A 25,197-nucleotide genomic window follows, 5' to 3' on the forward strand; every position below is an offset into this window, starting at 1 on the left:
CTTGAGTCTGTTCCACTCAAGTCAGCTGGAGGAAGATCACCATGGCACGTGCGGTCGGCATCGACCTGGGTACGACCAACTCGGTCGTCAGCGTTCTGGAGGGCGGTGAGCCCACCGTCATCACCAACGCCGAGGGCGCCAGGACCACGCCGTCCGTCGTCGCCTTCGCCAAGAACGGCGAGGTGCTCGTCGGCGAGGTCGCCAAGCGCCAGGCCGTCACCAACGTCGACAGGACCATCCGGTCGGTCAAGCGCCACATGGGCACCGACTGGAAGATCAACCTGGACGGCAAGGACTTCAACCCGCAGCAGATGTCCGCGTTCATCCTGCAGAAGCTGAAGCGGGACGCGGAGGCCTACCTGGGCGAGAAGGTGACCGACGCGGTCATCACCGTCCCGGCGTACTTCAACGACTCCGAGCGTCAGGCGACGAAGGAGGCCGGCGAGATCGCGGGCCTGAACGTCCTGCGCATCGTCAACGAGCCCACCGCGGCCGCCCTGGCGTACGGCCTCGACAAGGACGACCAGACCATCCTGGTCTTCGACCTCGGTGGCGGCACCTTCGACGTCTCGCTGCTGGAGATCGGCGACGGCGTCGTCGAGGTGAAGGCCACCAACGGCGACAACCACCTCGGTGGTGACGACTGGGACCAGCGCGTCGTCGACTACCTGGTCAAGCAGTTCCAGAACGCCCACGGCGTGGACCTGGCCAAGGACAAGATGGCCCTGCAGCGTCTGCGCGAGGCCGCCGAGAAGGCGAAGATCGAGCTGTCCTCGTCCACCGAGACCTCGATCAACCTGCCCTACATCACGGCCTCCGCCGAGGGCCCGCTGCACCTGGACGAGAAGCTCACCCGCGCCCAGTTCCAGCAGCTCACCTCCGACCTGCTCGAGCGTTGCAAGGTGCCGTTCCACAACGTCATCAAGGACGCCGGCATCCAGCTCAGCGAGATCGACCACGTCGTCCTCGTCGGCGGCTCGACCCGCATGCCCGCCGTCGCCGAGCTCGTCAAGGAGCTGACCGGCGGCAAGGAGGCCAACAAGGGCGTCAACCCGGACGAGGTCGTCGCCATCGGCGCCTCGCTCCAGGCCGGTGTCCTCAAGGGCGAGGTCAAGGACGTCCTGCTCCTCGACGTCACCCCGCTGTCCCTCGGCATCGAGACCAAGGGCGGCATCATGACCAAGCTGATCGAGCGCAACACCACGATCCCGACCAAGCGCTCCGAGATCTTCACGACGGCCGAGGACAACCAGCCGTCCGTGCAGATCCAGGTCTACCAGGGTGAGCGCGAGATCGCGGCGTACAACAAGAAGCTCGGCATGTTCGAGCTGACCGGCCTCCCGCCGGCCCCGCGCGGCGTCCCGCAGATCGAGGTCTCCTTCGACATCGACGCCAACGGCATCATGCACGTGACCGCGAAGGACCTGGGCACGGGCAAGGAGCAGAAGATGACCGTCACCGGCGGCTCCTCGCTGCCGAAGGACGAGGTCGACCGCATGCGTGAGGAGGCCGAGCGCTACGCGGAGGAGGACCACAAGCGTCGCGAGGCCGCCGAGACCCGCAACCAGGGCGAGCAGCTCGTCTACCAGACCGAGAAGTTCCTCAAGGACAACGAGGACAAGGTCCCGGGCGACGTCAAGACCGAGGTCGAGGGTGCGATCGCCGAGCTGAAGGAGAAGCTCAAGGGCGAGGACATCGCGGAGATCCGCACCGCCACCGAGAAGGTCGCGGCCGTCTCCCAGAAGCTCGGCCAGGCCATGTACGCCGACGCCCAGGGCGCCCAGGCCGCCGGCGGCGCCTCCGCCGGTGACGCCCCCTCCGGTGCTCCCGAGGACGACGTGGTCGACGCCGAGATCGTCGACGACGAGCGCAAGGACGGTGCCGCGTGACGGAGGAGACCCCGGGTTTTGACGAGAAGCCCGACGTCCCTTCCGGCAGCGGTTCCGAAGACGCCGAGCCGCAGGCCGCCGACTCCTCCCAGGAGGAGCCGGCGGCCCCGGCCGGGGACGCGGCACAGACCGCAGGCCTGACGGCGCAGCTCGACCAGGCCCGCACCGCGCTCTCCGAGCGCACCGCGGACCTGCAGCGGCTCCAGGCGGAGTTCCAGAACTACCGCCGCCGGGTCGAGCGCGACCGGATCGCGGTCCGGGAGATCGCCGTGGCGAACCTCCTGACCGAGCTCCTGCCGGTGCTCGACGACATCGGGCGCGCCCGTGAGCACGGTGAACTGGTCGGCGGCTTCAAGTCGGTGGCCGAGTCGCTGGAGACGGTCGCGGCCAAGATGGGGCTGCAGCAGTACGCCAAGGAGGGCGAGCCCTTCGACCCGACGATCCACGAGGCGCTGATGCACAGCTACGCGCCGGACGTCACCGAGACCACCTGCGTGGGCATTCTGCAGCCCGGGTACAAGATCGGCGACCGGATCATCCGCCCCGCGCGGGTGGCCGTGGCCGAACCGCAGCCGGGTGCGCAGGCGGAGGCCGAGGAGTCCGCGGCCGAGGGCGAGAAGGCGTCCGACGGTGCCGCCGGCACCGAGAACGCCGAGCACGTCGAGCACAAGGAGAACGGTGGCCCGGACGAGGGCTGACGTGAGGCGGCGCGCCGGTAACCGGCGCGCCGGTGACGGACGGAAGGAGGGACGTCGGGGATGAGTACCAAGGACTTCATCGAGAAGGACTACTACAAGGTTCTCGGCGTCCCGAAGGACGCCACCGAGGCCGAGATCAAGAAGGCGTACCGGAAACTCGCCCGCGAGTTCCACCCGGACGCCAACAAGGGCAACGCGGCGGCCGAGGAGCGCTTCAAGGAGATCTCCGAGGCCAACGACGTGCTCGGCGACCCCAAGCGGCGCAAGGAGTACGACGACGCCCGCGCGCTGTTCGGCAACGGTGGCGGCTTCCGTCCGGGCCCGGGTGCCGGAGGAACGTTCAACTTCGACCTGGGCGACCTCTTCGGAGGCACTCAGGGCGGCGCCGGCGGCGGGGGCGGCGGCTTCGGCGGGGGCGGCGGCCTCGGCGACGTCTTCGGCGGCCTGTTCGGCAACCGGGGCGGCGCGCCGGGTGGCGCCCGCACCCAGCCGCGGCGCGGTCAGGACATCGAGTCCGAGGTGACGCTCAGCTTCACCGAGGCGGTGGACGGCGCCACGGTGCCGCTGCGGATGTCCAGCCAGCAGGCGTGCAAGGCCTGTTCGGGCACCGGCGACAAGAACGGCACGCCCCGCGTGTGTCCGACCTGCGTCGGCACCGGGCAGGTGGCCCGCGGTTCGGGCGGCGGTTTCTCGCTGACCGACCCGTGCCCCGACTGCAAGGGCCGCGGCCTCATCGCCGAGAACCCCTGCGACGTCTGCAAGGGCTCCGGTCGGGCCAAGTCCTCGCGCACCATGCAGGTCCGCATCCCGGCCGGCGTGAGCGACGGCCAGCGGATCAGGCTGCGCGGCAAGGGCGCCCCCGGCGAGCGGGGCGGACCGGCCGGCGACCTGTACGTGGTCGTCCACGTGGACGACCACCCGGTCTTCGGCCGCAAGGGCGACAACCTGACGGTGACCGTGCCGGTGACGTACACGGAGGCCGCCCTCGGCGGCGAGATCCGGGTGCCAACGCTGGGCGGACCGCCGGTCACCCTGAAACTGCCTCCCGGCACGCCCAACGGGCGCACCATGCGCGCCCGGGGCAAGGGCGCGGTCCGCAAGGACGGCACCCGCGGCGACCTCCTGGTCACCGTCGAGGTGAGCGTTCCCAAGGACCTGTCGGGGAAGGCCCGGGACGCCCTCGAGGCGTACCGCGAGGCGACCGCGGGGGAGGACCCGCGAGCGGAGCTGTTCGAAGCCGCGAAGGGAGCATGACGAGATGGACGGCCGTCGGCGCAACCCGTACGAACTGACCGAGGACACCCCGGTCTACGTCATCTCGGTTGCGGCCCAGCTCTCCGGCCTGCACCCGCAGACACTGCGCCAGTACGACCGCCTCGGCCTGGTCTCCCCGGACCGCACGGCCGGGCGGGGCCGGCGCTACTCGGCCCGCGACATCCAGCTGCTCCGCCAGGTGCAGCAGCTGTCGCAGGACGAGGGCATCAACCTGGCCGGCATCAAGCGGATCATCGAGCTGGAGAACCAGGTCGCCGCCCTCCAGTCCCGCGTCGCGGAGCTGCAGTCCGCGGTCGAGGGCGCGGCGGCGACGATCCGGGCCCGCGAGGCGGCGGTGCACGCCTCCTACCGCCGGGACCTGGTCCCGTACCAGGAGGCGACCCGCACCAGCGCCCTGGTGGTGTGGCGCCCGCCGGCGCGGGGGCAGTGACAGCGCCTCGACGTGCCCGAAGGGCCGGGAGACCGCACGGTCTCCCGGCCCTTCGGCGTCACCACCGGTCGCGGCGCCGTCCCCGGATCAGGGCAGCAGCGCGACGGCCACGCCGGCCGGTGCGGTCTCCGTGCCGTCCGCGAGGACGGCGGTCACCCGGTAGAAGGACGTGGTGCCCCGCGGTGCCGACGGGTCGGTCCACGACACCCGGCCCCCGCCGTCCAGCGTGTGGACCAGCACGTAGGACGTGCCGTCCCAGCGGTGGACCCGGTACCCGGTGGCGTCCTCGCCGCCGTACCAGCTCAGGGAGATCTCGCCGCCGTCGTCGACCACGGTGACGTCGACCGGCGAACCGGATGCGGGCGTCTCCTCCGAGGGCCTCAGGTCGAGTTCCCGCACCTGGACGACCTTGCCCTCCCCGGTGGACCTGAAGCTGTCGTTCCAGGCGGTGTCGATCGCGCTGACCAGGAAGCAGACCTCTTCGCCGTCGGCCGCCGCCCGGTACTCGAGCTCCGAGGTGTCGGCGAAGGTGTGGTCGACGAGGTGGGCGAGGCAGACCTGACCGCCGTCGCCGTCGTCGTACAGCGAGCCCTTGTAGATGCCGTAACGGTGCAGGTCCGCCTCGGTGTTGTCGTCCCAGTCGAGGGTGAAGCCGTACTCGGTGGGGGTGACGGTGAGCCCGGTCGGGGCCGCCGGCGCGGTGAGGTCGCGGCTCTCGGGCGTGACCTGGACGGCGCCGGAGGCGGCGGACTCGGTGCCGGCGCTGTCGTACCCCTTCACCACGTAGTGGTAGGTGACGCCGCCCTCGGCGGTGTTGTCCACGCAGGTCCAGTACCGCTGGTCCCCCTCGGTCACCGGACCCTTGACCGTGCAGTCCAGCGGCTCGCCGGTGGTGTCCACGGTCACCGAGGTGGAGCGGTAGACGTGGAACCCGGCGTAGGAGCCCCCGTCGGCGGGGACAGACCACTTCAGGGAGGCCTTCACCAGACCGGGCGTCGCGGTGAGCGACCGCGGCGCGGCCACCGGGCGGCGCACGGCCGCCGAGGCGGTGGAGAGGGGCGAGACGACGGTCCCGGTCGTGTCGACGGCGGCCACCCGGTAGGAGGCGGACACCGAACGGGCCACGGCGGTGTCGCTGTACGCCGTGGCGCCCTTGACCGTCGTCAGCGTGGTGCCGTTGCGGTACAGCTTGTAGGCGGAGGCACCGGGCACCGGGTTCCACCGCACCCCGACGGCGGTGTCCGTGGCGGTGGCGGTGACGCCGGCCGGGGTGGCGACCTTGGTCGTCGTGACGCCCTTGTCGGCGGTGCCGGCGGAGGTGTTGCCGGCCTTGTCGTAGGCGCGGACCTCGTAGTAGTAGAGCTTGCCGTCCATCGGCGGGGTGTCGGTGTACGAGGTCGCCGACGCCGTGGCGACGGCGAGCGGCTTCACCGGGTACGAGCCGCCGGAGACGCGGCGGTAGACCTGGTAGCCCGCGAGGTCCATCTCGGGGCTCCTGGTCCAGGACAGCTTGGACTTGTAGGTGCTGGTGCTGTAGGTCAGGGCCGCACCGCCGGGCGTGAGCGGCTTGACCGTGTCGACCGTCGCGGAGGTGCGCGGCGCGTACGCGAACTTGACGTCGGCGGAGCCGGTCCAGTTGACGAAGTCGATCCGCAGGGAGTGCTTGCCTTGGGGGATGGTGAGGTTGACCGTTTTGGAGACCGTGGTGGAGACGTTCTTCCAGAGGTCGACCTTGCGGACGCCGTCGAGGTAGACGCGGATGCCGTCGCGCGAGGACGCGGTGAAGGCGAACGGACCGCCGGAGCCGAAGTCGCGGGTGACGGACCAGCGGACGCCGAAGTAGTTGGAGGGCAGACCGGAAGCCGGCGCGCCCGTCCCCCAGTTCTGGTCGATGGCGCTGTCGCAGTCGGTCTTCTTCGGCGTGCCGGAGAACGAGGTGTTCGCGAAGAACTGCCGCTTGAACACCGGGGACGCACAGGTCACCGCCGCGGAGGAGGTGGAGGCGGCCACGCCGATCAGGCCACCGGTGGTGGCGAGGACCACCGCGGTGGCGGTGGCGGCGCGTGCCGTGGAGATGCGGTTCACGATCGGGGAACTCCTGGAGGGTCCGTGAAGAAGGCCGTTCGCGGGGTACGGCCGTGAACCATGACTCACCGGGGACGGACGAGGTTGTACGCCGGCCCGTGCCTACTGTGTGTGATCACCGCAGATATGCGCGGGACACCCAGGGAGACGTGTGAAGGCACACTGGCTATGATTCCGCTCTGTCTTCACACGAGCCGCAGAACATCGTCCCGGTCACGGCAACGGCCGATTCCCCTTCGTGCCGTTCCGCCCGTGACGCCGTCGTCGGCCCGGATCGTGGTGGGACGCCCCGCCCTTAACCGAACGCAGAAGTGGGCTTTCGAATGCGTCGTTATGCCATATCCATGGCCGCCGTCACGCTGTCCTTCTCGCTCGCCGCGTGCGGGGGTGCTCAGGGGAAGGACGGCGACGACGCCGCTCCGTCCGACCTGAACGACATCACGATCGGTCTGCTGATGCCGGAGAAGAAGATCTCCCGGTACGAGGCCTTCGACTTCCCGATCTTCAAGGACAAGGTCGAAGAGCTCACCGACGGCCAGGGCGTGGTCCGCTACGCCAACGCCGACGGCGACCAGGACACGCAGAACCGGCAGATGCGCTCGATGGTCGACGCCAAGGTCGACGTGATCGTCGTGGACGCGGTGGACGCGGCGGCGGTGGCCCCCGAGGTCAAGTACGCCAAGGAGGCGGGCGTCCCGGTCATCGCCTACGACCGCCTGGCCGAGGGTCCGGTCGACGCGTACGTGTCGTTCAACAACACGGTGGTCGGCGAGGTCCAGGGCCGGTCCCTGGCCGAGGCCGTCCCCGGTGGCAGCATCGTGATGATCAACGGCTCGCCCACCGACCCCAACGCCAAGATGTTCCGGGACGGCGCACGGATCGAGCTGAACGGCCAGTCCGTCAAGGAGTACGACACCGAGGGGTGGGACCCGGAGAAGGCCAAGAAGCACATGAAGGACGCGATCGAGGCACTGGGCGTGTCCAAGATCGACGGCGTGCTCTCCGCCAACGACGGCATGGCCGGCGGCGTGGTCGAGGCTCTCAAGGAGGCGGGTGTCACCGACATGCCGCCCATCACCGGCCAGGACGCGGACATCGAGGCCGTCCGGCGCATCGTCACCGGTGAGCAGTACATGACGGTCTACAAGCCGTACCCGAACGAGGCCGAGGCCGCCGCGGAGATGGCCGTCGCCAAGGTCCGCAGCCACGACATCCAGTTCGACGCGCTGACCCGTGACTCGGTGGACAGCCCGACCAAGAAGGACATTCCGGCGGCGCTCGTCCCCGTGATCGAACTGACCCGGGACAACATCAAGGACACCGTCGTCGCCGACGGCATCCACAAGGTCGACGACATCTGCGTGGCTGAAATTCGCGAGGCCTGCAAGGCCGCCAAGCTGCTCTGACGTCCTGACGCACCGGCCGGCCCCGAGCCCCCTCGGGGCCGGTGGCGTATTGCGGCGCGGGTCCGCGGCCACGCATAGTGGCGCTGCGAACAGGCGGCGCTACCGGGGGTGGAGAACTGAATGTCCGGTGAGGCTGCCGCGGTCCGTGCGGCCCAGGAGCATCCGCACGGTCCCGAGCGCCTGTGCGAGGAGGGCGACCGGGTGTACGCCCGTGCCGTCCGGCGGGGGCGGGTGCCGCGCCGCGATTCCGAGGCGGTGCCCTGCCTGCTGGACCTCGGCCTGCTGCACCCCGACCCGGACGACATGGACTGGCTGGTGCCGACGGCGCCGCAGGAGGTCATGACCCGGCTGCTGCGCGAGCTGTGCGCCGAGATGGGCGACGCCCACCGGCGGATGGACTCGGCGCTCTCGGCGGCCGACCGCTACGCGGGCCTCGGCAGCCGGCTGCGCCCGGCGGGCGGGGCGGGGCCGCTGGGCAGCGAGGCGTCGCTGCGGGTGCTGGACGGGCTGCCGAGGATCCAGACGGCCATCGACGAGGCCTCCGCCGCCTGCGTCACCGAGGTGCTCACGGTGCAGCCGGGCGGCATCCGCCCCGAGCACGAGCTGAGCGAGGGCCTGCCGCGCGCCATGGAGCTGCGGCACCGCGGCGTGCGGATGCGGGACCTGTACACGCACGTCGCCCGGCACGGACAGGGGCTGCTGGGCTATCTGGAACTGATGGGTGACGCGGTGGAGGCCCGCACCCTCGACGAGGTGCCGGAACGGCTGATTCTTTTCGATCGCACGGTCGCCTTCGTCCCGGCCAACACCCGCCGCTCGGTGGCCCTGGAACTGCGGCACCCCGCCCTGGTGGACTACCTGGCCACCGTCTTCGAGCGGCTGTGGCGACTGGCCGTCCCGGTCGGCTCGCCCGTACCGGCGCCGGAGGACGGCGGGGTGGGGGTCTCCCACCGCGAGCGGTCGATCGCCGCGCTCCTCGCCGAGGGCCACCAGGACGCCGCCATCGCCGAGCGGCTCGGCATCAGCGTGCGCACCTGCCGGGCGCACATCGCCCGCCTGAGCGAGCGGCTGGGGGCCACCAGCCGGACCCAGCTCGGCGTCCGGATCGCCCATGCGGGGCTGGACCGCCCGCCGGGGGCGGACGGGCTGCCGTAGGGGCCGTAGGGGCCCTAGGGGCCGTGGAGGCCTCCTGCGGCCTCAGCCGGCGTCGGGCGGCGCTGCGTCGTCGTCCAGGAGCCCGGAGCGGGCGATGAGGTAGCCGAGCTGGGCCCGGCTGCCGCTGCCGAGGGCGGCGGCCAGTTTGGCTATGTGGGCGCGGCAGGTGCGGACGTTCATGCCGAGACGGCGCGCGATGGCCTCGTCCACCTGACCTTCGATCAGCAGCCGGGCGATGGTCCGCTGGACCTCGGTGATGCCGTCGACGGAGGCCTCGTCGGGCCTCTCCTGGAAGAGCGGGACGGCGCTGCGCCACTGCTGGTCGAAGACCTTGATCAGGTAGTCGACCAGGCCCGGGTGGCGCAGCTCCAGGGCCACCTTGCGGTCGTCCTGGGCGGGGATGAAGGCCACCGACCGGTCGAAGATCGTCAGCCGGTCCACCAGTTCCCGCGCGGTGCGGAACTCGACGTGCGCGTCACTCATCAGCCGTGCGTAGGTGAGCGTGCCGGGGCTGTGGCGGGCCGTGTGCTGGTAGAGCACCCGCATCGACAGACCGCGCTCCAGCACGTCCTGGCCGAGCCGGAACGCCGTGGTGAGCGTGGGCTCGCTGCGCCCGCCGCCGGGCTGGACGGAGAGGATCTCCGAGCGGCAGTTGGCCTGCGCCACCTGGATCGCCTCGTTGATCCGGTCCACGCCCTCCAGCACGTTGATCGCGTGGGTGGGCCGGCTGTGCGCGGCGATGGAGAGGAACGGCTCGAAGGCGTGGGTGAGCTGGACGGCCTGCTCCCGGTGCCGCTGGATCTCCCGCTCCAGCGGCAGCAGCCGCTGGGACAGGGCGGTCGCCGGCGGCAGCGGCCTGAGCCAGGCGGAGTCGTCGGGGTCGGGCTGGAGGAGGGCGAACTCGAGCAGGCACGGTGCGGTTTCGGCCTCGGAGCGCTGGATGCGGCCGCGGCTGAGGGCATCGGCGTAGAGCCGCCTGCCGTCCTCGCACATTGCCTCCATCCCGTGGGGATGTGTCCTTGTTATGTCGGTATGTTCCATATCTCCGCCCCCCAGGGTCATGAACGTGCAGGAACATGATGCATCTTCGAACTGGCCATCGTGTGCCGGTATGGGTCATCGTCTGATGCGGCGAGGGACCGAATTTGGGAAGTGAGGACGAAGTCCACCATGTGCAAGAGATTGCTTCACTCGGCGCTTGCTGTGGCCTTCTCGGCGGGCGCGATCATCGGTGCCGCCTCCCTGACGGACGTCGTCTGGGACGGCCCGTCCGTCGGCCGCGGCACATCTGTGCACGCGGGGGACGTGGTCTGGGACCGGGTCGAGGCCAGCCCCGCCGGAGGCGCCGTCCAGGCGGGCACGGAAGCATGAGCACGCCGCCGGACGACCGCTCGTTCCGCCGGGAGATGGCCGTGGCCTACCGGTCCGGCTGGCACTTCGTCGACCTCGTCACCGCGCTCCCCCACGCCGGTGACTCCCTGATGGTCACCGTCTTCGGGGAGCCGGTCGTGGTGACGCGCGACGAGGAGGAGGACGTGCGGGCGTTCCGGTGCCTGCGCCGCCCCCGCGGAGCGCCGCAGCCGGTCCGCTGCGCGATCCGATATGGAATGATCTTCGTGAACCTGGACCAAAGGGACCATCGGGAGTTCGCCCCCCACGAACTCCCGGACGTCTCGACAGCCACCCCCCGCAGCGCCTGACGCGATACCCCCAACGTCAAAGATCGCCTCAGGTGCTTCCCCCCGGCAGCGGCGCCACCGTGACCTGAACACGGTGGCGCCGCTGTCGTGTGCCCGGGAACTCCTCCGCCTCCCACCGCCTTGAGTGGAATAGACTCAAGTTTGTGGACGTTGGCCGCGTCAGAGCGGGTAACCGACGTCTGGATGCGTCGTGACATCCGCACGGGCCGTACGGGCGGGCAAGGGAGGAGAACCGGACGTGGACGCCGAGCTGACCAACAGGAGCCGGGAGGCACTCAACGCGGCGAGCAGCCGCGCGGTGACCGAGGGACATCCGGACCTGACGCCCGCACATCTCCTGCTGGCCCTGCTGGAGGGTGCCGACAACGAGAACATCCTGGACCTGCTGGCCGCCGTCGAGGCCGACCTCGCGGCCGTGCGGCAGGGCGCCGAGAAGGTGCTCGCGGGCCTGCCCAGCGTGACCGGCTCGACGGTCGCGCCCCCGCAGCCCAGCCGCGACCTGCTCGCGGTGGTGGCCGACGCCGGGCAGCGGGCGAAGGAGCTGGGCGACGAGTACGTCTCGACCGAACACCTGCTGATCGGCGTCGCCGCCAAGGGCGGTGCGGCCGGGGACGTGCTGTCCCGGCAGGGAGCCGACGCGAAGAAGCTGCTGGACGCGTTCAAGAAGATCAGGGGAGGACGCCGGGTGACGACCCCGGACCCGGAGGGTCAGTACAAGGCACTCGAGAAGTTCGGCACCGACTTCACCGCCGCCGCGCGCGAGGGCAAGCTCGACCCGGTCATCGGCCGGGACCACGAGATCCGCCGCGTGGTGCAGGTGCTGTCGCGCCGCACCAAGAACAACCCGGTCCTCATCGGCGAGCCCGGCGTGGGCAAGACCGCCGTGGTCGAGGGCCTCGCCCAGCGGATCGTGAAGGGGGACGTGCCCGAGTCGCTGAAGAACAAGCGGCTGGTGTCGCTGGACCTCGGCGCGATGGTCGCGGGCGCCAAGTACCGCGGCGAGTTCGAGGAGCGCCTCAAGACGGTGCTCGCCGAGATCAAGGACTCGGACGGGCAGATCATCACCTTCATCGACGAGCTGCACACCGTGGTCGGCGCGGGCGCCGGCGGCGACTCGGCGATGGACGCGGGCAACATGCTCAAGCCGATGCTGGCCCGTGGCGAGCTGCGGATGGTCGGCGCGACCACGCTCGACGAGTACCGCGAGCGGATCGAGAAGGACCCGGCCCTGGAGCGGCGCTTCCAGCAGGTGCTGGTGGCCGAGCCGTCGGTCGAGGACACCATCGCCATCCTGCGCGGCCTCAAGGGCCGCTACGAGGCCCACCACAAGGTGCAGATCAACGACAGCGCCCTGGTCGCCGCGGCCACCCTGTCCGACCGCTACATCACCTCCCGGTTCCTGCCGGACAAGGCCATCGACCTGGTCGACGAGGCCGCCTCCCGGCTGCGCATGGAGATCGACTCCTCCCCGGTGGAGATCGACGAGCTGCAGCGCTCCGTCGACCGGCTGCGGATGGAGGAGCTGGCCCTGTCCAAGGAGACCGACCAGGCCTCCAAGGAGCGCCTGGAGCGGCTGCGGCGCGACCTCGCCGACAAGGAGGAGGAGCTGCGCGGCCTCAACGCCCGCTGGGAGAAGGAGAAGCAGTCCCTCAACCGGGTCGGCGAGCTGAAGGAGAAGCTGGACGAGCTGCGCGGCCAGGCCGAACGCGCCCAGCGCGACGGCGACTTCGACACCGCCTCCAAGCTCCTCTACGGCGAGATCCCGACCCTCGAGCGGGAACTGGAGGCCGCCTCCGAGGCGGAGGCGGAGGCCTCCCGCGACGACACCATGGTCAAGGAGGAGGTCGGCCCGGACGACATCGCGGACGTGGTCGGCTCCTGGACGGGCATCCCCGCCGGGCGCCTGCTGGAGGGCGAGACGCACAAGCTGCTGCGGATGGAGGACGAGCTGGGGCGCCGGCTCATCGGCCAGAAGCAGGCCGTCGCCGCCGTCTCCGACGCCGTGCGTCGCACCCGGGCCGGCATCGCCGACCCGGACCGGCCGACCGGCTCCTTCCTCTTCCTCGGCCCGACGGGCGTCGGCAAGACCGAACTCGCCAAGGCGCTCGCCGACTTCCTCTTCGACGACGAGCGGGCGATGGTCCGCATCGACATGTCGGAGTACAGCGAGAAGCACAGCGTGGCCCGGCTGGTCGGCGCGCCCCCCGGCTACGTCGGCTACGAGGAGGGCGGCCAGCTCACCGAGGCGGTACGGCGGCGGCCGTACAGCGTGGTGCTGCTGGACGAGGTGGAGAAGGCCCACCCGGAGGTCTTCGACATCCTGCTCCAGGTCCTCGACGACGGCCGCCTCACCGACGGCCAGGGCCGCACGGTCGACTTCCGCAACACCATCCTGATCCTCACCTCCAACCTGGGCAGCCAGTTCCTGGTGGACCCGCTGAGCAGCGAGGAGACCAAGCGGGAGCAGGTGCTGGAGGTCGTGCGGGCGTCCTTCAAGCCGGAGTTCCTCAACCGGCTGGACGACCTGGTGGTGTTCTCCGCCCTCACCAAGGCGGAGCTGGAGCGGATCGCCGAGCTCCAGATCGGCCGCCTGTCCAAGCGGCTCGCGGAGCGCCGCCTCACGCTGGACATCACCCCGCCCGCGCTGGCCTGGCTCGCCGAGAAGGGCCTCGACCCGGCGTACGGCGCCCGTCCGCTGCGCCGCCTGATCCAGACGGCGATCGGCGACACCCTGGCGAAGGAGATCATCTCCGGGGAGATCAAGGACGGCGACACCGTCCGCGTCGACCGCGCCCCCGAGCCCGGCGCCGGCCTCACGGTCACCGCGGGCTGACGGACCGAGCCCCAGGGCCGTGCCTCCGCCGTACGCGCGGGGGCACGGCCCTCGTCGCGGAGCGGGCTCCGGCCCGGTCAGGTGGTGAACGCCTCGAGGCGGACCCGGGCGGTGCCGGCGTCCTCGTAGGTGACCGTGACGTTCAGGGCGTGTGCCCGGCCGCCGGTGCTGTCCGTCGAGGCGCACAGCGCGGCGGACTCCGGATGGCAGAACTCGGTGCGGGTCTCGATCGCGGGCCAGTTCCGGGCCGTCCAGTCGGCCACCTCCGCACGCGGCATCCGGAAGTCGGCCCGGTAGTGGGTGTCCAACCACGTCTGCACCGTGCACCTGGCGTCGGTGGCGCCGGAGGGGAGCGTGCCGCCGGCGAAGGCGAGCGCCTCGGCGCAGGGGGCCTCCTGGGCGGTGGCACCCCGCTGGTCCCGGGCGTCCCGGGCGTCCCGGGCGTCCCGGTCGTCCGGGGCGTCGGCCGCGGCCCCCGCGTACCAGGCGGCCGCCAGGGCCGCGCACCCGAGCGCCGCGGCGAGGGCGATCAGGACCACCCGCCAGGTCTTCCGTCCGCGGGCGTCCGCCACGCCGGCCCCCTCCCGTGTCGCGCCGACCGCCAACCGGGTCGGATCACGCCATACACGACGTCCCGCGCGGCCCAGGGGTTGCAGCCCCCCTCCCCCCGTGGGGGAGACTGGCCGGAGATCCATACGAAGGGAAAATTACGGTGAGCATCGACCCGTCCTCGATTCCGAACTTCGGGGGCCAGCAGCCCGAGCCGCAGCCCCAGGGACCGGCGGGCCCCGTTGTCCCGGATCAGGACCTGGTGAAGCAGCTTCTCGAGCAGATGGAGCTGAAGTACGTGGTGGACGACGAGGGTGACCTCGCCGCCCCGTGGGAGAGCTTCCGCACGTACTTCATGTTCCGTGGCGAGAACGAACAGGCGATCTTCTCGGTGCGGACGTTCTACGACCGCCCGCACGAGATCGAGGCCAAGCCGCAGCTCCTGGAGTCCATCGACGACTGGAACCGCCGCACCCTGTGGCCCAAGGTCTACACCCACACCCACGACGACGGCACCGTCCGCCTCATCGGCGAGGCGCAGATGCTGATCGGCATGGGCGTCAGCCTGGAGCACTTCGTGTCCTCCACGGTCAGCTGGGTCCGCGCCGCCATCGAGTTCGACAAGTGGCTGGTGGAGCAGCTGGGCCTGGAGCAGGACGTCAACGAGTCCGAGAAGCCGGACGACGAGGCCTGAGCGTCCGCCGCGCGCGGGCGACGTCCCGCCCGGCGGCCTCACAGGGGCGACGTCGCCATGACGACGAGGTACGCCCCGTAGGCGAACGAGAGCCCGGCCAGGGCCGCGACCACCAGCGTCGCGTGCCGGGGCCGGGCTCGCGCCGTCCGCGTCAGCGCCGCGGCGAGCGGCAGCAGCAGCGGGAAGGCGGGCAGCAGGAGCCGCGGCTTGGACGCGAAGTAGCCGGACCCGCCGAGTGCGATCAGCAGCAGGACCGCGCTGTACACGATCAGCGGCAGCGGCGCCCGGTCCGCGATCAGCAGCCCGAGGAGCAGCACCGCCAGCAGCACGATCACCAGCGCCACCGTGAACACCAGCTTGTCCGGGTGGCGCAGCAGGTGACCGACGAACTCCAGGTTCCCCCGGCCGAGGTCGAAGGCGGACCCCCACTTGCGCTGGACCTCGAAGTAGCCGCCCAGCGGATCGCCCCGCCGCAGGCCCACCCAGAGGAAGAAGCCCACCCACCCGAGGGGAGCGAGAGCCGTCCCCGCCACCGGTTTCCACAGGGTGTGGACGGACAGGCTCCGCCGGCGCGCCAGCACGGCCACCTGCCACGCGGCGGTCGCCGCCACCGCCGCCGCGACGGCCAGGCCGTTGGGCCGGGAGAGCCCGGCCAGGCAGGCCAGCGCGCCGGCCCACAGCCAGCGCCGCGTCATCGTGGCGTACAGCGCCCAGGCGGCCAGGGCGGTCAGCAGCGGCTCGGTGTAGGCCAGGCCCAGCACCACCGAGTGCGGCGTCAGCCCCCACAGCAGCACCAGCAGGACGCCGGCCCCACGGCCGTGCACCCGGCGGCCGACCAGGTAGATCCCGGCCGCCGCCACGGCCGCCGCGCCCCAGGACAGCAGCACCCCGGCCGCGCCGCCGCTGATCGGCAGCACGGCGGTCACCGCCCGGATCAGCCAGGGATAGAGCGGGAAGAACGCCAGGTCGTCGAGGACCAGCCGGGTGTACTGGCGGACCTCGCCGTAGCCGTCGGCGGCGATGCCGATGTACCAGAGCGAGTCCCAGGTGCGACCGAGCAGCGTGGTGGCGTCCTTGCCGTGGGCGTGTGCCAGCAGGGTGAGGACCAGGACGCCGGTGAGCCGGGCGGCGGCGAACAGCCCCACCGCGGTGACCACGGTGGGGACGGCGCGGCGTGCCCGCCCGCCGGACACCGGGGGTTCCGGCGACCCGGGCGGCTCGGGCGGCTCCGCCTGGGTGGTCCTCCGGCGGGCGGGCGACGGTACGAGGGCGGCGAGCATCGGGTTCACACCACGCACGATGCAGGGCGATTCGCCCGAAAACGGTCACGGCACGCCGGGTGCCGCCGGGGTTCCCGCCCGTGCGTCCCTCAGCGCCGGCGCCGCGTGGCCGAGCCGTCGCCGGTACCGCGCCGGGCGTCAGGGCGGGCGTCGTCGGCGCCGGGCGGTGCCGGCGCAGCCCGTCAGCGTCGGTCGGCGAGGGAGGCCAGGCGGGTGGCCGCCTCCCGCAGGACCTCGTCCTTCTTGCAGAAGGCGAACCGGACGAACGGCGCGCCCGCCTCCCGGTCGTCGTAGAAGACGGCGGTGGGGATGGCCACCACGCCCGCCCGCTTGGGCAGTTCGCGGCAGAAGGCGACGCCGTCGCTCTCGCCGAGCGGGCGGATGTCGGTGGTGACGAAGTAGGTGCCGGACGGGCGGAAGACGCCGAAGCCCGCCTCCTCCAGCCCGGCCGTCAGCAGGTCCCGCTTGGCGGTGAGGCCGGCGCGCAGGCCGTCGAAGTAGGAGTCCGGCAGGGCCAGCGCCTCGGCCACCGCGTACTGGAACGGCCCGGCCGAGACGTAGGTGAGGAACTGCTTGGCCGAGCGGACCGCCGTGACCAGCTCCGGCGAGCCGGTGATCCAGCCGACCTTCCAGCCCGTGAAGGAGAACGTCTTGCCCGCGGAGGAGATGGTGACCGTGCGCTCCCGCATGCCGGGGAAGGAGGCGAGCGGCACGTGCTCGGCGTCGTCGAAGACCAGGTGCTCGTACACCTCGTCGGTGACCACCAGCAGGTCGCGCTCGACGGCGAGCCGGGCCACGGCCGCCAGTTCCTCGCGGGTGAGGACCGTGCCGGTGGGGTTGTGCGGGGTGTTGACCAGCAGCAGACGGGTCCGGTCGGTGACGGCGTCGCGCAGCTCGTCGAGGTCGAGGCGGAACGTCCCCTCGTGGGGCCGCAGCGTCACCGGGACCCTGCGGCCTCCGGCCATCGCCACACAGGCGGCGTACGAGTCGTAGTACGGCTCCAGGGCGACCACCTCGTCGCCCGGCTCCACCAGGGCGAGCATGGCCGCGGCGATCGCCTCGGTGGCCCCGGCGGTCACCAGCACCTCGGTGTCCGGGTCGACGGCGAGGCCGTAGCGCCGCCGCTGGTGCTCGGACACCGCCCGGCGCAGCTCGGGGACGCCGGGACCGGGCGGGTACTGGTTGCCCCGGCCGTCCCGCAGGGCCCGCACCGCCGCCTCGCGGACCTCCTCCGGGCCGTCGGTGTCGGGGAAGCCCTGGCCCAGGTTGATGGAGCCGGTGGACGCCGCCAGGGCGGACATCTCGGCGAAGACAGTCGTCCCGAACTCGGCGAGACGGCGGTTGAGGAGGGGGCGGACCGCCCGGTCGGGGATGCTCATGGCGGCCATCCTGCGCCCAACCTCTGGCCTTGCTCAACTCTGTGTTGAGCCGTTGCGGCGTCGGGCATCACCGGGACACGCTGCGGAGAGAGGGGCCCACGGGGGGCGCTTCGGGGGAGCGTGGAAGGAGGGCGGAACTGTGTTCAGTGCCGTCGGTGTGGGCGTGATCGTGGTGTTCGTGGTGATCGTGCCGGTGGTTCTTCTCGTGGGGTTCGCGATCGCCGTGAACAGGCGGGCCGCCGCCGTCGTCGACCGGAGGGTGGGGAGCGTCCGTCACGGCCGCGTGTCGGGGTCGTCCTCGCGGTCGAGGTCCTCGAGCTCGAGCTCCTCGCACTCGGGAGCCGACGCCGGCGCCGGCGGCTGGTGGGCCGCCGACAGCGGGTCGTCGTCCGGCGACTCCGGCGACTCCTCCAGGTCGTCCTGCGGAAGCGGTTCGTCGTCGTGCGGGAGCAGCTCCTCGTCGTGCGGGAGCAGCTCCTCCTGCGGGGGCGGCGGCGGGTGCGGCGGCGGAAGCTGAGCCGTCGCGGGTCGTGGACGTCCGCCGGGGTGCGAAGCCGCGGCGGACGTCGTCGTGGATTCGGACAACTGGGCGATCAGGGTTCGTCGTTGAACAGTTGAGCTGAAGAACCCACCGAAGGATGGAAAGCCGACGAAGTTGGGTAAAAACGCTGTGGCGTCACCGACGTTCGTGCTTTTCTCTACTCGCCGACGCAGCCCCGCGGACGGCCGCGCCACCTGAAGCGGCCGCCTTCCCGGCCGGGGCAGAGCCGTCCTCCCCTGGTGCCGGCCCCAGGGGCGCCGGTCCTTCATCCCCTTCTGCGCGCTAGCGGAGCCGACCCATGCTCACGACCCTGAACACCCCGTACAGCGACACGCGTGCGTCCGACCTGGCCTGGGCGCTCGGGCGTGAACCGCTGCCCGCCCTGGCCGCGCTCGACCTCGATCTCACCGACGTGCGAATCCAGTTGAGGCTGCTCGGCGCCTCCCACCAGGTGATCCTCGAGCGGGAGGACGGCGCCTGCTCGGAGACGGTCGCCTGCATCCCCGGCTCCAGCACGCCGCTGCCGCTGGGCGTGGCCAAGCGGGTGAGCGGCTGGGAGTACCAGTTCGCGGCCCGGGTGGAGGTGCTCTCCCCGGGGGCGTTCGCGGGGCGGGCCCAGGAGCTGATCGCCCTGGTGTCCGACCATCCGAACGGGCTGGTGGGCGTCTTCCCCGGCAGTCCCCACGCCTTCACCGCGCTGCTCGCGCAGCGCACCCAGGGGGAGACCGTCTGGCGCACCTGGCACGCCTATCCGCAGGACGGACAGCTGGTGGCGACCCGCACCACGGTCGGCCTCGGGGTCGGCGCCGAGACGGTCACCGGGATGGGCCGGCTGCCGGTGGGCGCCCTGCGCTGACCCGGCACGCCCCGCGCCGGCCCGTACGACCGTTGCGCACGCGGTGGGCGCGTGGTCGGAGCCAACGCGCCGCGAGTGCGCCAGTACCACCCGGGTGGGTGACGATGGGTGTTCGATCGATGACGTACGGTCGTCATGTGATCGAACCGCACGCCCCACCCGCACCACCGGCCCACCGACCTGAGAAGAGGGCTGAGGGGCGGACCGGCGACGACCACGGCCGCGGCCCGCGGCAGGGACCGGACCGTGCGGCCCGGGGCGGCGGTGGCGGTCAGGGGTGTGCGGCGCGGCTGCCGCTGCCCCCCGGGACGGCGCGGTTCCTGGTGCTCGCGGGCGTGTTCGTCTGCGCCGCCTGCGGGCTGGTGTACGAGCTCGAACTGGTCGCCATGGCCTCGTACCTGATGGGCGACTCGGTCACCCAGGCGTCCGTGGTGCTGTCGGTGATGGTCTTCGCCATGGGCCTGGGCTCGCTGGCCGCCAAGCGGCTGCGTCGCCGTGCCGCGGCGGCCTTCGGGGCGGTGGAGGCCGCCCTCGCGCTGGTCGGCGGGTGCAGCGCCATGGCGCTGTACGCGGTCTTCGCCTGGACCGGCGCCTGGGGCGGTCTGTGGCGGGACGGCCCCAGCGTGGTGCTGGTCGCGGTCTGTCTGGCGACAGGGCTGCTGATCGGCGTCGAGGTGCCGCTGCTGATGGAGCTGATCCAGCGGATCCGGCGGCAGGACCCGGGCGGGGCGGTCGCCGACCTGTTCGCCGCCGACTACGTGGGCGCCCTGGTCGGCGGCCTCGCCTTCCCGTTCCTGCTCCTGCCACGATTCGGGCAGCTCACCGGGGCGCTGCTCACCGGCGGGGTCAACGCGGTGGTGGGGGCGGCGCTGGTGCTGGGGCTGTTCGGCCGGGACCTCGGCCGCCGGGCGCGGCGGACGCTGCTGGTCGCCAACGTGCTGGTGCTGGCCCTGCTCGGTACGGCGGCCGTGCTCGCCGACGACTTCGAGCGGGCGGCGGGGCGGGCGCTGTACGGCGACGGCCTGCGGGTGTCCCTGCGCACCGACGGGCAGGTGGTCGCGCTCACCGGGGGCGGGCCGGGGCGGCCGCTGGGCCTCTACCTGGACGGCAGGCTGCGGGTCGACGGGCGGGACGAGCGGCGGTACCACGAGGCGCTGGTGCACCCGGCGATGAACGGCCCGGCGGAGCGGGTGCTGGTGCTGGGCGGCGGGGACGGCCTGGCCCTGCGGGAGGTGCTGCGTCACCGGGGGGTGCGGGAGGTCCAGGTGGTCGACGCCGACCCGCGGCTGGTCCGGCTGGCGCGCACCGATCCGGGGCTCGCCGCGCTCAACGGGCACGCGTACGACGACCCCAGGGTGCGGGTCGGCGCCGCGGACGCCTTCCAGTGGCTGAGGGCGGGGCGGGGCGGGCCGTACGACGTGGTGATCGCCGACCTCCCCGACCCGGGGAACACCGCGAGCGCCAAGCTGTACTCGCGTGAGTTCTACGGGCTGGCGCGGCGGGTGATGGCGCCGCACGGGCGGCTGGCGGTCCACGCCGGGTCCGCGGCGGGCAGCCCCCGGGCGTACTGGACGGTCGGGGCGACCCTGCGGGCGGCGGGCCTGCGGGCGGCGGCGTACCGGGTCACCGGGGCGGCCGGCCGGGAGTGGGGACTGTTCCTCGCCTCGGGCGGGCCGGCCGCGCCGCGGCTCGGGCTGGCGCCCGGGGGACCGCGGCCGCGCACCCTGAAGGAAGGTTCCCTCATGGCGGCGGAGCGGGCCGCCGGGCGCACGAGGGTCGCCGGGCTCCCGGCCTCCACGCTGGCGCACCCGCGCTACTGACGGCGCGGACGGCCCGCGAAGCGCTCCGTGGGCATGGAAAAGCTGTGCCGAACGGCTTCCGGCCGGGGTGCGGTTCGCGTTCCCCTCGGTAGTGTCGGGAGACATGGAGCATGAGGTGTTCGTTCCGGTCCCCGCCGGCCGCCTGGCCGCCGCGCTCGCCGACCGCGAGCGGGTCGCCCGGGCCGTCCACGGCCTGCAGCGGGACGCCGCGGCGGCCGAGGGCCTCGTCGGCCGGCTCAAGCTGCGGGTCGCGGGCAGCAGCGTGACGTACCGCGGTTCCCTGGACGTCACCCGGCAGGACGACGGCGTCTTCGTCGCCGAGGCGGAGGGCGGTGAGTCCCGCGGCGACGGCACGGTCCGCGCCACCGTCCGCCTGACCCTGCGCCCCCGGTCCGACGGGACGGTGCTGCACTTCGACGCCTCCGCCACCGCGACCGGGCGCATCACCGACTTCGAGCCGGACGCCGTGCACGGGGCGCTGACCCGTCTGCTGGAACGGTTCGCCGAGGACCTCCCGGGGCAGGGGGGAGAGGACGCGGACGGCCCGGCGGAGGGGAGCGCGGCGGTGACGAGCGACGGCCACGAGGAGGTCATCCCCGGCGCGGGTGAGCCCCTGGTCCCCGAGTTCGCCCCCGGCGCGGACGGCGACTTCGACGCCCGCCCCGACGCCGACGACGCGTCCCCCGCCGAAGCGGCCACCGGCACGACCGAGGAGACCCCCACCGCGCGCGACGACGCGGACGCGGGCGAGGCCGGGGAAGAGGTCCCCGAGGCCGGTGGGACCGGGGCCGGGGCCGAGCCGCAGGCCCGCGGGACCGGTGCGGAGTCCGAGGCCCGGCAGCCGGGCGCGGACGACGAGGCGGAGGCCGAGGACACCGAGGGTGCGGAGGGCGGTGCGGAGGCCGCCCGCGCCGAGGCACCGGATGCGGGCGAGGGCGCGGAGGCCGAGGGCGCGGACGAGGGCGGCGAGGACGCCGGCACGGACGAGGGGGCCGGGGCGGGGCCCCGGGGGACGGTGTTCGACGTGCCGGTGCCGCCGCCGTCGCTGGACCCCGGGGCGGACTTCGACGAGGACGAAGCGGACGAGGACGAAACGGACGGTGACGGCCTCGACGACGCCGCGCTGTTCCCCGAGGACCCCGACGGCGACGCCATGGCCGACCCCGCGCAGGCCCGGCGGACGATGATCGGCCGCAGCGCCGAGGAGGTCGACCACGCCCCGCCGCGCGGACGGTACGCCCCGGTGCCGGCCCCGCAGTCCGGCGTGGCGGACCGGACCCTGCGGTGGGCGGCCCCCGCCGCCGCGGCGCTCGCCGTGGCCGCCGGCGCGATCGCCGTCACCCGGGCGCTGCGCCGTCAGCGGTGATCGCGCGACCGGGGCGCGTCCCCAGTAGGGTCGTGGGCCGTGAGCACCCATGACGACTTCACCCTGACCACCGGCGACGCGGAGGCGACCGTCAGCCCCCGCAACGGCGGACGGATCACCAGCCTGCGCATCGGCGGCGTCGAACTCCTGCGCCAGGGGGAGCGGTACGGCTGCTTCCCGATGGCTCCCTGGTGCGGCCGGATCCGCGAAGGGCGGTTCCTCGACGGCGGCACCACGCAGCAGATGCCGCTGAACGCCCCGCCGCACGCCATCCACGGCACCGCCCGCGACCACGCCTGGCGCACCGCGCGCAAGGGGGCGGACGAGGCGGTGATCACCCTCGACCTCGCCGACCCGTGGCCCTACCCGGCCCGCCTGACCCAGGTGGTCGCCCTCACCGAGGAGTCGCTGACCCTCACCCTCGCGATCGAGACCCACGGGTCCTCCTTCCCGGCGCAGCTCGGCTGGCACCCCTGGTTCAACCGGACACTGGAGGGTCCCCTCGGCGGCGGCGAGGGCGCGCGGCTGGAGTTCGACGCCGCCTGGCAGGAGGAGCGCGGCGAGGACCACCTCCCCACCGGCCGCCGCCTGGAGAAGCCGCTGCCCGGCCCGTGGGACGACTGCTTCGGCATGCCCGGGGGCGTGGACGTCGCCGTCGTCTGGCCCGAGCGGCTGGAGCTGCGGGTGACCAGCCCGGAGAAGTGGGTGGTGCTCTACGACGAGCAGGACGCCGCCCTGTGCGTCGAGCCGCAGACCGGCCCGCCCAACGGTCTCAACACCGCTCCCCGCCTGGTGACGCCGCTGGAACCGCTGGAGGCCACCACCACCTGGCGGTGGCGGCGGCTGTGAGGGCCGCTCGGCCGGGCGAACTAGGCTGGCGGGCATGAGCGACGTTCGCGGCGAGCTGCTGCAGCAGATCAAGGACAAGGCCGTGGTGCACGGCAAGGTGACCCTCTCCTCCGGGCTGGAGGCCGACTACTACATCGACCTCCGCCGCATCACCCTGGACGGCACGGCGGCCCCGCTGGTCGGCCAGGTGCTGCTGGACCTCACCGAGGACCTGGAGTTCGACGCGGTCGGCGGCCTGACCATGGGCGCCGACCCGGTGGCCGCCGCGATGCTGCACGCGGCCGCCGCGCGCGGCCGGACCGTGGACGCGTTCGTGGTCCGCAAGGCGGCCAAGGCGCACGGTCTGCAGAAGCGGGTCGAGGGCCCGGACATCGCCGGCCGCCGCGTGCTGGTCGTCGAGGACACGTCCACCACCGGCGGCTCGCCGCTGACCGCCGTCGAGGCGGTCCGGGAGGCCGGCGCCGAGGTCGTCGCCGTCGTGACGATCGTCGACCGCGCCACCGGGGCCGCGGAGATCATCCAGGACAAGGCCGGCGTCCCCTACCGCTTCGCCTACTCCAAGGACGACCTCGGCCTGGACTAGGGCCGCCCCGGCCGCCCCGGCCTCCCGGGGCGGGCCGCTCCGCCGGGAAACGCCCGGTACGCCCGGCGCGGGTGCCACTGTCCGAGACGCGCGTCCGGGCCGGCGCCCGCGTCTGGAAAGATGGGCCCCGACGACGACGTCACCAAGGTCAGGGCTGGCAAGGACAAAACCCGCAGAACCACCAAGGAGCGGACAGGATGCCCATCGCAACCCCCGAGGTCTACAACGAGATGCTCGACCGGGCGAAGGCAGGCAAGTTCGCCTACCCGGCCATCAACGTGACCTCCTCCCAGACCCTGCACGCGGCCCTGCGCGGCTTCGCCGAGGCGGAGAGCGACGGCATCGTCCAGATCTCCACCGGCGGCGCCGAGTTCGCGGGTGGCCAGCACAACAAGGACATGGTCACCGGCGCCGTCGCCCTGGCCGAGTTCGCGCACATCGTGGCGGCGAAGTACGACATCACCGTCGCCCTGCACACGGACCACTGCCCCAAGGACAAGCTGGACGGCTACGTGCGTCCGCTGCTGGCGGTCTCCGAGGAGCGCGTGAAGGCCGGCCGCCACCCGCTCTTCCAGTCGCACATGTGGGACGGTTCGGCGGAGACCCTCTCCGACAACCTGGCCATCGCCGAGGAGCTGCTGGAGCGCGCCCGCGCCGCGAAGATCATCCTCGAGGTCGAGATCACCCCGACCGGTGGCGAGGAGGACGGCGTCACGCACGAGATCAACGACTCCCTCTACACCACGGTCGACGACGCGATCCGCACCGCGGAGGCGCTGGGCCTGGGCGAGAAGGGCCGCTACCTGCTGGCCGCCTCCTTCGGCAACGTGCACGGCGTCTACAAGCCGGGCAACGTGGTGCTCCGTCCCGAGCTGCTGAAGGAGCTCGCGGAGGGCGTCGGCTCCCGCTACGGCAAGGCCGACCCGTTCGACTTCGTCTTCCACGGAGGCTCCGGCTCCACCGCCGAGGAGATCGCCACCGCGCTGGACAACGGCGTCGTCAAGATGAACATCGACACCGACACCCAGTACGCGTTCACCCGTCCGGTGGCGGACCACATGTTCCGCAACTACGACGGCGTGCTGAAGGTGGACGGCGAGGTCGGCAACAAGAAGACCTACGACCCGCGCACCTGGGGCAAGCTGGCCGAGGCCGGCATGGCCGCCCGCATCGTCGAGGCCTGCCAGGCCCTGCGCTCGGCGGGCACGAAGATCAAGTAAGGGTCCGGGGCGGCGTGCGAAGGTCCGGGGAGTCGTGAGCGGACCGTCTTCCCCCGTGGACCGGGTCGCCCGCCTGTTGCGGCGTCCGGCGGCGGCACCCCTCGCGGTGCTCGCCGCCGGTGCCGTCGGGGCCGCGTACCTCTACGTCACCGACCCGCACCAGGCCGGCCAGTTCCTGCCGCGCTGCCCCTTCAACTGGGTCACCGGGCTGCTCTGCCCCGCCTGCGGGGCCAGCCGCATGGTCTACGACCTGATGCACGGTCACCTCGCGCAGGCCTGGCTGGACAACCGGGTGCTGCTGCTCGTCGCGCCCCTCGCGCTGGTGATGCTGGGCCGCTGGGCCGTCGAAGGACTGCGCGGGCGCCGCTGGCGGCCGAAGCTGAGCAGGCGGGCGCAGGCGGCCGTCCTGCTGACGGCGGTCGCCTGGACGGTGGTCCGCAACCTGTTCTGATGCCCCCTGAACCGGTCCTGAAGCGCCGTCAGAATCTCGGTCCGATCACGAATTTGACACGTTCACTCCAGCGTGTACCCAGCGGGCGGGCCGGGACCTAGGCTTCGTGGTCCCGGGGGGGGGGGGGGGGGGGGGGGG

The 25,197-nt window shown here is 72.5% G+C and carries 23 protein-coding genes; 17 read left to right on the forward strand and 6 right to left on the reverse strand.

The annotated features are described in order from the left end of the window. The first annotated feature begins 41 nt into the window (after positions 1-41). The 4 genes from dnaK to Sfr03f_RS26180 are packed head-to-tail and all read left to right on the forward strand — an operon-like array spanning position 42 to position 4,292. Positions 42-1,889 carry a molecular chaperone DnaK gene (gene dnaK / locus Sfr03f_RS26165; RefSeq protein ID WP_108956615.1) on the forward strand — a complete coding sequence of 616 codons (1,848 nt, stop codon included), beginning with the start codon at positions 42-44 and terminating at the stop codon, positions 1,887-1,889. Continuing rightward, the gene (grpE, locus tag Sfr03f_RS26170; RefSeq protein ID WP_108956616.1) at positions 1,886-2,587 is read left to right on the forward strand and encodes a nucleotide exchange factor GrpE; all 702 of its coding nucleotides are present in this window, start codon (positions 1,886-1,888) and stop codon (positions 2,585-2,587) included. Before dnaK ends, grpE begins: the two co-directional genes overlap by 4 nt. A gap of 60 nt (positions 2,588-2,647) precedes the next feature. Continuing rightward, the gene (gene dnaJ, locus Sfr03f_RS26175) at positions 2,648-3,841 is read left to right on the forward strand and encodes a molecular chaperone DnaJ (protein WP_108956617.1); all 1,194 of its coding nucleotides are present in this window, start codon (positions 2,648-2,650) and stop codon (positions 3,839-3,841) included. Positions 3,842-3,845: 4 nt separating this feature from the next. Next, on the forward strand, positions 3,846-4,292 hold the full coding sequence (locus Sfr03f_RS26180) for a heat shock protein transcriptional repressor HspR (protein ID WP_108956618.1): 447 nt from the start codon (positions 3,846-3,848) through the stop codon (positions 4,290-4,292). 87 nt (positions 4,293-4,379) lie between these two features. Here the strand turns inward: Sfr03f_RS26180 and Sfr03f_RS26185 are convergent, their stop codons facing one another. Continuing rightward, positions 4,380-6,377, reverse strand: coding sequence for a fibronectin type III domain-containing protein (locus tag Sfr03f_RS26185; protein WP_245967756.1), 1,998 nt, complete (start codon positions 6,375-6,377; stop codon positions 4,380-4,382). Between the two features lie 344 nt (positions 6,378-6,721). Here Sfr03f_RS26185 and Sfr03f_RS26190 point away from each other — a divergent pair, with 344 nt between their 5' ends. Together Sfr03f_RS26190 and Sfr03f_RS26195 are read left to right on the forward strand one after the other, a co-directional pair. Further along, a complete protein-coding gene (locus Sfr03f_RS26190; protein WP_245967757.1) occupies positions 6,722-7,783 on the forward strand; it encodes a sugar ABC transporter substrate-binding protein in 1,062 nt (353 codons plus the stop codon). A gap of 120 nt (positions 7,784-7,903) precedes the next feature. Next, positions 7,904-8,938, forward strand: coding sequence for a helix-turn-helix transcriptional regulator (locus Sfr03f_RS26195; protein WP_108956620.1), 1,035 nt, complete (start codon positions 7,904-7,906; stop codon positions 8,936-8,938). 42 nt (positions 8,939-8,980) lie between these two features. Here Sfr03f_RS26195 and Sfr03f_RS26200 read toward each other — a convergent pair whose 3' ends face one another. Beyond that, positions 8,981-9,940, reverse strand: a complete 960-nt coding sequence (locus Sfr03f_RS26200; RefSeq protein WP_108956621.1) for a helix-turn-helix transcriptional regulator — start codon at positions 9,938-9,940, stop codon at positions 8,981-8,983. Between the two features lie 168 nt (positions 9,941-10,108). Here Sfr03f_RS26200 and Sfr03f_RS26205 point away from each other — a divergent pair, with 168 nt between their 5' ends. From Sfr03f_RS26205 to clpB, 3 genes are all read left to right on the forward strand, one after another. Then, positions 10,109-10,309, forward strand: coding sequence for a hypothetical protein (locus tag Sfr03f_RS26205; protein WP_108956622.1), 201 nt, complete (start codon positions 10,109-10,111; stop codon positions 10,307-10,309). Then, complete coding sequence (locus Sfr03f_RS26210; protein ID WP_108956623.1) at positions 10,306-10,638, forward strand: Rieske (2Fe-2S) protein; 333 nt, start codon at positions 10,306-10,308, stop codon at positions 10,636-10,638. The genes Sfr03f_RS26205 and Sfr03f_RS26210 overlap by 4 nt, the downstream gene beginning before the upstream one ends. A 238-nt stretch (positions 10,639-10,876) precedes the next feature. Beyond that, positions 10,877-13,471: an ATP-dependent chaperone ClpB gene (gene clpB, locus Sfr03f_RS26215; protein ID WP_108956624.1), complete on the forward strand. Its 2,595-nt coding sequence runs from the start codon at positions 10,877-10,879 to the stop codon at positions 13,469-13,471. Positions 13,472-13,548: 77 nt separating this feature from the next. Here clpB and Sfr03f_RS26220 read toward each other — a convergent pair whose 3' ends face one another. Further along, positions 13,549-14,043, reverse strand: a complete 495-nt coding sequence (locus Sfr03f_RS26220) for a hypothetical protein (RefSeq protein ID WP_108956625.1) — start codon at positions 14,041-14,043, stop codon at positions 13,549-13,551. A gap of 140 nt (positions 14,044-14,183) precedes the next feature. On the opposite strand from Sfr03f_RS26220, the gene Sfr03f_RS26225 reads away from it, so the two are divergent. Next, entirely contained in the window at positions 14,184-14,714 is a 531-nt protein-coding gene (locus tag Sfr03f_RS26225) for a type III secretion system chaperone family protein (protein WP_108956626.1), read from the forward strand. Between the two features lie 38 nt (positions 14,715-14,752). On the opposite strand, the gene Sfr03f_RS26230 is transcribed toward Sfr03f_RS26225, so the two are convergent. From Sfr03f_RS26230 to Sfr03f_RS30410, 3 genes are all read right to left on the reverse strand, one after another. Next, positions 14,753-15,994, reverse strand: a complete 1,242-nt coding sequence (locus Sfr03f_RS26230) for a hypothetical protein (RefSeq protein ID WP_245967772.1) — start codon at positions 15,992-15,994, stop codon at positions 14,753-14,755. A gap of 182 nt (positions 15,995-16,176) precedes the next feature. After that, positions 16,177-17,382, reverse strand: coding sequence for a pyridoxal phosphate-dependent aminotransferase (locus Sfr03f_RS26235; protein ID WP_108956627.1), 1,206 nt, complete (start codon positions 17,380-17,382; stop codon positions 16,177-16,179). Between the two features lie 264 nt (positions 17,383-17,646). Next, on the reverse strand, positions 17,647-17,958 hold the full coding sequence (locus Sfr03f_RS30410; RefSeq protein ID WP_159105736.1) for a hypothetical protein: 312 nt from the start codon (positions 17,956-17,958) through the stop codon (positions 17,647-17,649). A gap of 254 nt (positions 17,959-18,212) precedes the next feature. On the opposite strand from Sfr03f_RS30410, the gene Sfr03f_RS26245 reads away from it, so the two are divergent. The 7 genes from Sfr03f_RS26245 to Sfr03f_RS26275 all read left to right on the forward strand — a co-directional run bounded on the left by Sfr03f_RS26245 (position 18,213) and on the right by Sfr03f_RS26275 (position 25,059). After that, positions 18,213-18,770, forward strand: coding sequence for a DUF2617 family protein (locus tag Sfr03f_RS26245; RefSeq protein WP_108956628.1), 558 nt, complete (start codon positions 18,213-18,215; stop codon positions 18,768-18,770). A gap of 137 nt (positions 18,771-18,907) precedes the next feature. Next, on the forward strand, positions 18,908-20,590 hold the full coding sequence (locus Sfr03f_RS26250) for a polyamine aminopropyltransferase (RefSeq protein ID WP_245967758.1): 1,683 nt from the start codon (positions 18,908-18,910) through the stop codon (positions 20,588-20,590). Positions 20,591-20,693: 103 nt separating this feature from the next. Beyond that, a complete protein-coding gene (locus Sfr03f_RS30415; protein WP_159105737.1) occupies positions 20,694-21,956 on the forward strand; it encodes a hypothetical protein in 1,263 nt (420 codons plus the stop codon). A 39-nt stretch (positions 21,957-21,995) separates the two neighbouring features. Further along, positions 21,996-22,805, forward strand: coding sequence for an aldose epimerase family protein (locus tag Sfr03f_RS26260; protein ID WP_108956630.1), 810 nt, complete (start codon positions 21,996-21,998; stop codon positions 22,803-22,805). Between the two features lie 34 nt (positions 22,806-22,839). Further along, entirely contained in the window at positions 22,840-23,388 is a 549-nt protein-coding gene (gene pyrE / locus Sfr03f_RS26265; RefSeq protein ID WP_108956631.1) for an orotate phosphoribosyltransferase, read from the forward strand. Positions 23,389-23,585: 197 nt separating this feature from the next. Then, positions 23,586-24,608: a class II fructose-bisphosphate aldolase gene (gene fbaA / locus Sfr03f_RS26270; protein WP_108956632.1), complete on the forward strand. Its 1,023-nt coding sequence runs from the start codon at positions 23,586-23,588 to the stop codon at positions 24,606-24,608. Between the two features lie 34 nt (positions 24,609-24,642). After that, positions 24,643-25,059, forward strand: a complete 417-nt coding sequence (locus tag Sfr03f_RS26275) for a DUF2752 domain-containing protein (protein ID WP_245967759.1) — start codon at positions 24,643-24,645, stop codon at positions 25,057-25,059. The last annotated feature ends 138 nt before the right edge of the window (positions 25,060-25,197 follow it).

Source organism: Streptomyces fragilis (assembly GCF_003112515.1).
Taxonomy (GTDB): domain Bacteria; phylum Actinomycetota; class Actinomycetes; order Streptomycetales; family Streptomycetaceae; genus Streptomyces; species Streptomyces fragilis.